Below are 7,932 nucleotides of genomic sequence, written 5' to 3' on the forward strand. Positions count from 1 at the left end.
CTGTCAGCGAAAGAGGATTCACCGCGAGATTCGGCCACCTGAATCCAGGGTTGCCGCCATACTCTCTGCCGTGTCCCATACCCCCGTCCTGATCGCCGGAGCAGGCCCCGTCGGCCTCACAGCAGCCATCGAACTGTCCCGCCGCGGCGTGACCTGCCGCGTCGTCGACCCGCTGACCACACCACCCCAGTACGCCAAGGCCGTCGGGGTCCAGCCCCGAACCCTCGAGGTCTTCGAGGCGATGGGCGTGCTGCCGGAGATCCTCGACGCGGCCATCCCGATGCGCGGCCAGGTCGTGTACGTCAACGGGGAGAAGGCCGGTGAGGCCGTGCTGTCGCTTCCCGACGGCGCGCCGTACTGGTTCGCCAACCTCCCGCAGTACGAGACCGAGCGGATCCTGCGCGACGAGTTGTCCCGGCGGGGCGTGGTCATCGAACGCGGCCTCGCGGTGTCGGCCTTCGAGCAGGACGACACCGGGGTGACCGTGCAGATGTCGGACGGGAGCTCGGTGCGGGCGGGCTATCTCATCGGCGCCGACGGGGCACACAGCACCGTGCGCAAAGCCCTGGGCCTGACGTTCGACGGCGGCGCGTTCGAGGAGCAGTACCTGCTCGGCGACGTCGAGGTGGACTGGTCGGTGCCGACGGGGTTCGTGGTGCGTTCGATGCATCAGACCGATGGCCGGACCGACGATCTGCTGGTCTGCGTCCCCCTGCCGGGTCGCAAGCGTTACCGCATGACGATGACGGTGCCGCGCGACCTCGCGCTGGCCAGTGCCGACGGCGACGGCGTCGCGCATGGTTTCGAAGGCGACCGCACACCTGACCTCGGGCACATCCAGGCGGTGCTCGACCGACTCTCCCCCGAACCGACCACGGCCCGAAATCTGCGGTGGTCCTCGGTGTTTCGCATCAGCCACCGCATCGCCGACGCATACGGCCGAGGCCGGGTCTTCGTCGCCGGCGATGCGGCGCACATCCACCCGCCGACCGGCGGGCAGGGCATGAACACCGGAATCCAGGACGCCCACAATCTGGCGTGGAAGCTCGCTCTCGCGGTGGACGGCGCGGCGGCCCCGGGCCTGCTGGACAGTTACGACGCCGAACGCCGCCTCGTCGGCGAGGAGGTGGTGGGCCGCACGGTGCAGAGCGCCCGCCGGGGCATCGGCGCCGACTCGGACGACCCCGAATTCGTCATGGCGCGGGAGGCGCAGCTGCTGATCGACTACGGCGCGAGCCCCATCGTGAACCGCACGCAGGATCCGGTCGACTGGCGCGCGGTGGCGCCGGGCAGACGTGCACCCGACGTGCGCGGCCTCACCAGGGATCTGGTGACCGGACCGGTCCGGTTGTTCTCGGTGCTCACCGGTCTGCAGCACACCCTGCTGATCCACGTCGACGGGACAGCGGACGTCGAGGGCGTCGAGGCCCTGGCCGACGCCGCGTCGCGGGCCGCCCATGGCCGGTTGGCCACGTATCTGGTGGCCGCGCCGAATGCCGACGTCGGCGACACCACGCTGCCGGTGTTGCGTGACACGGGCCAGGGGTTCGCGGCGGCCTACGGCGCCCGCGGGACAGCCGTATATCTGGTGCGCCCGGACGGGTACCTCAGTCATGTCGCCGATCACCTGGACCACGAAAGCCTCACCGCACAGTTGGCTTTGATCGTCGGCTGAGCAGTCGCTGCGCTCGTCTGCGCGGCTGCACCCAGCATGTCGGGGTAGGTTGCCGGGGTGGAATTGTTCACGACGTCACTCGACTGGGGCAACGAGCTGGTCGTCTCGTTGTGGTGGATCGCGCGGTGGTGGGCCTACACCGCCGCCGCCACCCTGGTCGTCCTGTTCCTGATCGGCCGGTTCACCAGCTGGGGCCGCCAGTACTGGCGCATCACGGGCGCCTACTTCACCGGGCGAGAAACCCGGGTGAAGGTGTGGCTGTGGCTGTCACTGATCCTGCTGCTGGTGGTCGCGGGCGTGCGGATCGACGTGCTGCTGAGCTACTGGAACAACGACATGTACTCGGCCGCACAGATGGGCGTCACCGGTGAGAACCCGGAGGTCCGCGATTCCGGTGTGCACGGCTTCTGGACGTCGTGGATCGTCTTCGCGGCCCTGGCGACCCTGCATGTGGTCCGCACCATGGTCGACCTGTGGTTCATGCAGCGGTTCATGCTCGCCTGGCGGGCCTGGCTGACCGATCGGATGACCGGAGACTGGCTCGACGGGCACGCCTACTACCGGACGCGTTTCATCGATCACACGATCGACAACCCCGATCAGCGCATCCAGGCCGACATCGACATCTTCACCACGGGTGTCGACTCGCTGCCGAACACGCCCAACAAGCTCACCACCAGCACGCTGCTGTTCGGTGCGATCGAGGCCATCCTGTCGGTGGTCTCGTTCACCGCGATCCTGTGGAACCTGTCGGGCGAGCTCAATCTGTTCGGCTTCACAATGCCCCGCGCGATGTTCTGGGTGGGCCTGCTGTACGTGGTGATCGCCACGATCATCGCCTTCTGGATCGGTCGCCCGATCATCCGGCGCGCATTCGACAACGAGAAGTACAACGCGGCGTTCCGTTATGCGCTGGTGCGCCTGCGTGATGCGGCCGAGGCGGTCGCGTTCTACCGCGGCGAACTGGCCGAACGCCTGCAACTGCGCAAGCGCTTCGACCCGGTGGTGGCGAACTACCGCCGCTACATCAACCGGATGGCGGGCTTTTTGGGATGGAACCTGTCGATCAGCCAGTCCATCGTGCCGCTGCCCTGGCTCATCCAGGCCCCCCGGATGTTCGCCGGAGAGATCAAGCTCGGTGACGTCACCCAGACCGCGTCGGCGTTCAGTTCCGTCACCACCGGCGTGTCGTTCTTCCGCAACGCCTACGACAACTTCGCCGGCTGGCGGGCGTCGATCATCCGTCTGCACGGACTCGTGGTGGCCAACGAGGAGGGCCGCGCGCTGCCGACGCTCAACGTCGAACCCAGCCGCGGTGACGTCGTGGAGCTCACCGACGTCGAGGTCCGCACCCCGGCCGGCGAACGGCTGATCGACGACCTCGACCTGAGCCTGAACTCCGGTGACACGCTGATCATCTCGGGCCAGTCCGGCACCGGGAAGACGACACTGCTCCGCAGTCTCGCGCAGCTGTGGCCGTTCACCAGCGGCACCCTGCACTGTCCGGCCGGCGAGCACGAGACGATGTTTCTGTCACAGCTGCCCTATGTGCCGCTGGGTGATCTGCGCGCCGTGGTGTCCTACCCGCAGCAGCCCGGCGACATCCCCGACGCCGACCTCATCGCGGTGCTGGAGAAGGTCGCGTTGCCGCAGTGCGCACAACGCCTCGACGAGGTGGACGACTGGGCCAAACGGCTCTCCCCCGGCGAGCAGCAGCGCATCGCGTTCGCCCGCATCCTGCTCACGCGGCCCAAGGCGGTGTTCCTCGACGAGGCCAGCTCGGCGCTCGACGAGGGACTCGAGCACATGCTCTACAGCCTCGTGCGCACCGAACTGCCCGACACGATCCTGGTCAGCGTCGCGCACCGGTCGACCGTGGGCCAGCACCACGAGCAGCGCCTCGAACTGCTCGGAGACGGCCAGTGGCGGCTCATCCCGTGCGAGGAGGCGACGGCACCGGTCTAGCGGGCGTGGGTCGCCGCGTGCGCTCCGGCGCGGCGACCGAAGAACGAGCCCTCACCCAGCTGGGTGCCGCTCGAGTAGTTCTTGCCGTCCTCGGCGATGTTCGACGCGCACGCCCCCGCGGCGTACAGGCCCGGGATGGGCGTTCCGTCCGCGCGCAGCACTTCGCCGTCGAGCGACACCGCCAGGCCGCCCATGGTGAAACCCGAGTACATGGCGCGCCCCAGCGACAGGTCGAACGCCGCCCACGGACCCTGGTCCTGGACCGCGACGTAGTCGGGCTTCTTGTGGAAGTCGGGATCGTGCCCTTCGGCGGCGAACTGGTTGTAGCGGTCGAGTGTCGCCGCCAGGTTGCCCTTCGGAATGCCAAGGGCCTCTTCCATTTCCGCAACCGTCTCCCAACCGTCGATGAACTTGATCAACGGCATCTCGGGCATCTGCATGTGTGCCTCGTCGACGATCAGGTAGGCGATCTGATCGGGTTGTTCGAGGACGAAGGCCGATGTCCGTGAGTGGTAGGAGTCCTCAGCGACGAACCGCTGACCGTCCTTGTTGACGATCACGCCCGTGAGCAGGATCTCCGGGGGGTATGCCGCGGCGGTGATGAACAGGTGGTCGAGGTTCTTGGCCACGCCGCCGGCCGACACACCCATGCGGATGCCGAGGCCGTCATCGTTGGGGTTGCCCAGGATGTAGGGCGCAACGGTGCCGTGGTGCTTGGTCTTTCGCTCCTGCCCCAACGCCGGCGTGTGCTCGGCGACCATCTCGGCATTCATCGCGAACCCGCCCGCGGCGATGACGACCGACTTGGCCTTGACCGCACCGGTCTCGCCGAAGTGCTTCCAGCTGACCCCCACGACCGCACCGTCGTCGTCGACGATGAGGCCCGTGACACCGGTTTCGTAGCGCAGTTGCACACCGAGCGAGTCGGCCCGCTTGAGCAGAAGCTCGATCACCATCGCCGCGCCGCCGAGTTCACCGGGGACGGGCACGGAGTGTCCGCGTGGCGCCGGCTTGGCCTGCTCGTCGAAGGGCCACACCTTCTCATTGCCCGTGTAGGACAACCCCTCGGTTCCCGGCGGCACGACGACCTTGCCGGGGTAGAAGCTGCGTTCGAACTGAAAGCCCAAGTCCTCCAACCAGTTGAAATGCTCGACGCTGCCCTCGCAGTAGGCGCGGATCTTCTCGTGGTCGGGTTCATGGGCGACGGCGACCAGGTACTTGTACATCTCCTCGGCGGTGTCGTCATGCCCGGTGGCCTGCTGCACGGCGGTGCCGCCGCCGAGGTAGAAGTGTCCACCCGCCATCGACGTGGTCCCGCCCGCCGCCGCGGCGCGTTCGAGCACCAGGACGTTGGCCCCGGCCGCCGCCGCACTGACCGCCGCGCAACCCCCGGCGATTCCGAAGCCGATCACCACGACATCGACGTCGTCGGACCACTGTTCGACGGTGCTGGCGTTACGGGTTGCCGGGATCTCGGTGCTCACACTTGCTCCTGCTTGATGTAGTCGAAGAAGGTCTTGATCTCGTCTGGGATGTAGGCGATCTCGATGTACGGCACGCCTGCCTCCGGCGCACTGACGTAGGCGAACTCCATGCCACCGGGCATGACGCCACGGGTGACGACCTCGGCGCCGTCGGCCTGCGCCTCGGCCACGGCCACGGCGAACGCCGCGGTGTCGTCTGCCGTGACGCAGACATGGTGCAGTCCGGTGCCGCCGGCACGCAGGAAGTCATCGTAGATGTTGTCGCCGCGCACCGGCCGGATGAGTTCGACCTGCATGTCGCCGGCGTAGCTGAGCGAGATGTCGGCGACGTAGTCGGCTGGGACGCCGCGGTACGTGCAGGACTCGGGGCCGAAATGCACCTCGGGCATGCGGATCCATTTCCGGGCGCCCAGGAGCGCGGTCAGCGCGGTCTCGGTCGCGTCGAGGTCACGCGTCACCCACGCGATCTGGACAGGCGTCCGGACACTAGTGCTCATCATGTCGAAGGATAGCCCAGTGCCCTCGGGGCACGTGGAAACAACCTGACAACTGCGACGATCGGGGCTCGCCTGCACGATCAGAACACGTTCTATTCGGTGGCGAACGAGGCCAGAACCAGACGCAGCTGAAGGTCGAAGACCTCGGCGGCGTCGGTGATCGTGTCGGCCCCGTACTGCCCGAACACCTCAAGGCTGACGGCGCCGATCAGGGCGGCCCACAGCACGAACCCCCGCGCCACCGCACCGTCTCCGCCGGCGAAGTCGAACTCGTCGCAGAGTCGGCGGAAGTCTGCCGAAACGGTCTGCGCGACAACGATGTCGGCGTCGGGAATGGCGCCGCTGGCCACCCCGGACCCGATCGCCTCGAACAGTGCGCGGACGACCCGGGTGCCGGGCGCGACGGTGACGTCGCGCGGCGCGTGGTAGCCGGGCACGGGACTGCCGTACAGCAGCGCCCAGCGGGCCGGATGCTGCACCGCCCACCGGCGCACGGCATGCGCGATCTCCATCACCTGCCGGTCCCACGCACCCGCACCGACCCGGGTGCGGGCCTCGTCCACCGCATCGGCGAGCTCGGTGTAGGCGTCGACGAGCAACAGGGTCAACAGTTCGTCGCGACTCGCGACGTACCGGTAGACCGCCGAGGACACCATCCCCAACTCGCGCGCCACCGCGCGCAGTGACAGTCCGGCCGCCCCGTCGGTCGCCAGGTGCCGCCGCCCGATCTCGATGACCTGCGCCTCGATCCGTTCCCGCGTCTCGGCTCGCTTACCCACGGACGCCATTCTGGCACAAATAGAGAGCACCGCTCTTGAATTCAGCACCGCGCCGTGACACCCTGAAACGAGAGCAGTGTTCACAAAGGAGGATTGGATGGCCACTCGATACGAAGCACCCGGGTTGGCGGCGCGAACGGCCAACAGCGTCCTGCGCTGGCTCGCCGAGTCCGGCGTCAGCATCGCCGGCACCTGCGCGCTGCGGATCCGCGGCCGCAAGACGGGCAGGATGCGCAGCGTCGTGGTGAATCTGCTGTCGATCGACGGCATCGACTACGTCGTCTCCCCGCGGGGCCACACCCAGTGGGTCCGCAACGCGCGAGCCGCGGGAGCGGTCGAGATCGGACCCCGCTGGCGTCGGCGCACCCGAACGATCGTCGAGCTCGACGACGACGCGAAGTCCGAGGTGCTGCGACGCTACCTGCAGCGGTGGTTCTGGGAGGTCAAGGGCCACATCGCGGGCCTGACACCGGATTCCGACGATGGGCAGTTGCGCGCCGCGGCCCCGGACATCCCGGTTTTCGCGCTCGCGGACTGACCCGCCGGACCAGCAGCCCTCAGGCGACCGGGCGGATGAACGACGCGGTGTTCACGACGCCGACGTCTTCGCTGACCTGACCGGACGTGGCCTCCCACGACACGGCCGCCGGGAAGCCGCCCCACGTGCTGTTGAAGATTCCGACCAACACCGCGCGGTCGCCGTCGAGGACATAGACCGGGCCTCCGGAGTCACCCTTCTGACTCACGACACCGTTGGCCATGGTGAACCAGCCGTTGTTGACCCGCTCGACGGTCCCGCAGCTCTCACCCGTGATGATGCCGAAGTGGCAGATCGGCTGTCCCTGCGCAGGCACCCGGCCCGGCTCGGACTCCAGGGCGCGCCCCCCGGGAAGAATGTTGTTGACGGCGACATCGTCGTTCAACACGATGGCGCCGTAGTCGGCGATCAGATCCTCGGTGCGCACGGTGGCGCCGTTGGGCGTGTTGTCGCGGTACGCCGCGAGACTGCCGATCGCCACGCCGCTCGCATCCGTCACAGGTCCCTCGCCGCGGCAGTGCCCGGCAGTGAAGGCCACCCGCAGGACAGGGTCGACGTAACCGAGCGTGCAGACATTGGCGGCATGCCGAATCTCCATGCCCGGGTGCACCAGAACCGGTGCGGCGGCGGCCGGTACGGCCGGCGTCGCCAGAAGAAGCGCGCCGACCGCCGACGTCACGGCGGAGCACACCGCTGCAATTGACCTCATCCTCAGACCGCGCACCGGCAGCTCCGATCACTAGGTGTCCGCGGCGTGGGGGCCCCGGCCAGATCCATGCGTTACCCAGTTATCGGTCAATAGAGATCAGTTCGTTACCGTTTCCCTGAAAACATTTTCCCGCAATTTCTGGTAGGCGGTCCCGGCCCGAGGCTGCGGCCTCCCGACACGAGAACGGCGGGCCCCAACACAGGGGGTAGGGGCCCCCCCGAGGGGGGGGTTTTAAAAGAGGGGAAATTGAACACCGGGGCCCCCAGGAAAAAGGCACGGGTGGGC

At 67.9% G+C, this 7,932-nt stretch carries 7 protein-coding genes; 3 read left to right on the forward strand and 4 right to left on the reverse strand.

Annotation, left to right across the window (positions count from 1 at the left end; all coding sequences use genetic code 11):
* The first annotated feature begins 70 nt into the window (after positions 1 to 70).
* Together A5727_RS13885 and A5727_RS13890 are read left to right on the forward strand one after the other, a co-directional pair.
* A complete protein-coding gene (locus A5727_RS13885) occupies positions 71 to 1,675 on the forward strand; it encodes an FAD-dependent monooxygenase (protein ID WP_068250000.1) in 1,605 nt (534 codons plus the stop codon).
* A 57-nt stretch (positions 1,676 to 1,732) separates the two neighbouring features.
* Positions 1,733 to 3,640 carry an ABC transporter ATP-binding protein/permease gene (locus tag A5727_RS13890; RefSeq protein ID WP_068250002.1) on the forward strand — a complete coding sequence of 636 codons (1,908 nt, stop codon included), beginning with the start codon at positions 1,733 to 1,735 and terminating at the stop codon, positions 3,638 to 3,640.
* Here A5727_RS13890 and A5727_RS13895 read toward each other — a convergent pair.
* The 3 genes from A5727_RS13895 to A5727_RS13905 all read right to left on the reverse strand — a co-directional run bounded on the left by A5727_RS13895 (position 3,637) and on the right by A5727_RS13905 (position 6,400).
* Positions 3,637 to 5,124 carry an FAD-binding protein gene (locus tag A5727_RS13895; RefSeq protein WP_068250004.1) on the reverse strand — a complete coding sequence of 496 codons (1,488 nt, stop codon included), beginning with the start codon at positions 5,122 to 5,124 and terminating at the stop codon, positions 3,637 to 3,639. The two genes, A5727_RS13890 and A5727_RS13895, sit on opposite strands and share 4 nt — an antisense overlap.
* The gene (locus tag A5727_RS13900; protein WP_068250006.1) at positions 5,121 to 5,621 is read right to left on the reverse strand and encodes a VOC family protein; all 501 of its coding nucleotides are present in this window, start codon (positions 5,619 to 5,621) and stop codon (positions 5,121 to 5,123) included. Before A5727_RS13900 ends, A5727_RS13895 begins: the two co-directional genes overlap by 4 nt.
* Positions 5,622 to 5,713: 92 nt before the next feature.
* Positions 5,714 to 6,400, reverse strand: coding sequence for a TetR/AcrR family transcriptional regulator (locus tag A5727_RS13905; RefSeq protein ID WP_068250031.1), 687 nt, complete (start codon positions 6,398 to 6,400; stop codon positions 5,714 to 5,716).
* A 97-nt stretch (positions 6,401 to 6,497) separates the two neighbouring features.
* Between A5727_RS13905 and A5727_RS13910 the strand changes: the two genes are divergently transcribed.
* On the forward strand, positions 6,498 to 6,938 hold the full coding sequence (locus tag A5727_RS13910) for a nitroreductase/quinone reductase family protein (protein WP_068250010.1): 441 nt from the start codon (positions 6,498 to 6,500) through the stop codon (positions 6,936 to 6,938).
* Positions 6,939 to 6,957: 19 nt separating this feature from the next.
* Here the strand turns inward: A5727_RS13910 and A5727_RS13915 are convergent, their stop codons facing one another.
* Positions 6,958 to 7,647 carry an Rv1815 family serine proteinase gene (locus tag A5727_RS13915; RefSeq protein ID WP_068250012.1) on the reverse strand — a complete coding sequence of 230 codons (690 nt, stop codon included), beginning with the start codon at positions 7,645 to 7,647 and terminating at the stop codon, positions 6,958 to 6,960.
* Between the last annotated feature and the right edge of the window lie 285 nt (positions 7,648 to 7,932).

Source organism: Mycobacterium sp. ACS4331 (genome assembly GCF_001667265.1).
GTDB lineage: Bacteria > Actinomycetota > Actinomycetes > Mycobacteriales > Mycobacteriaceae > Mycobacterium.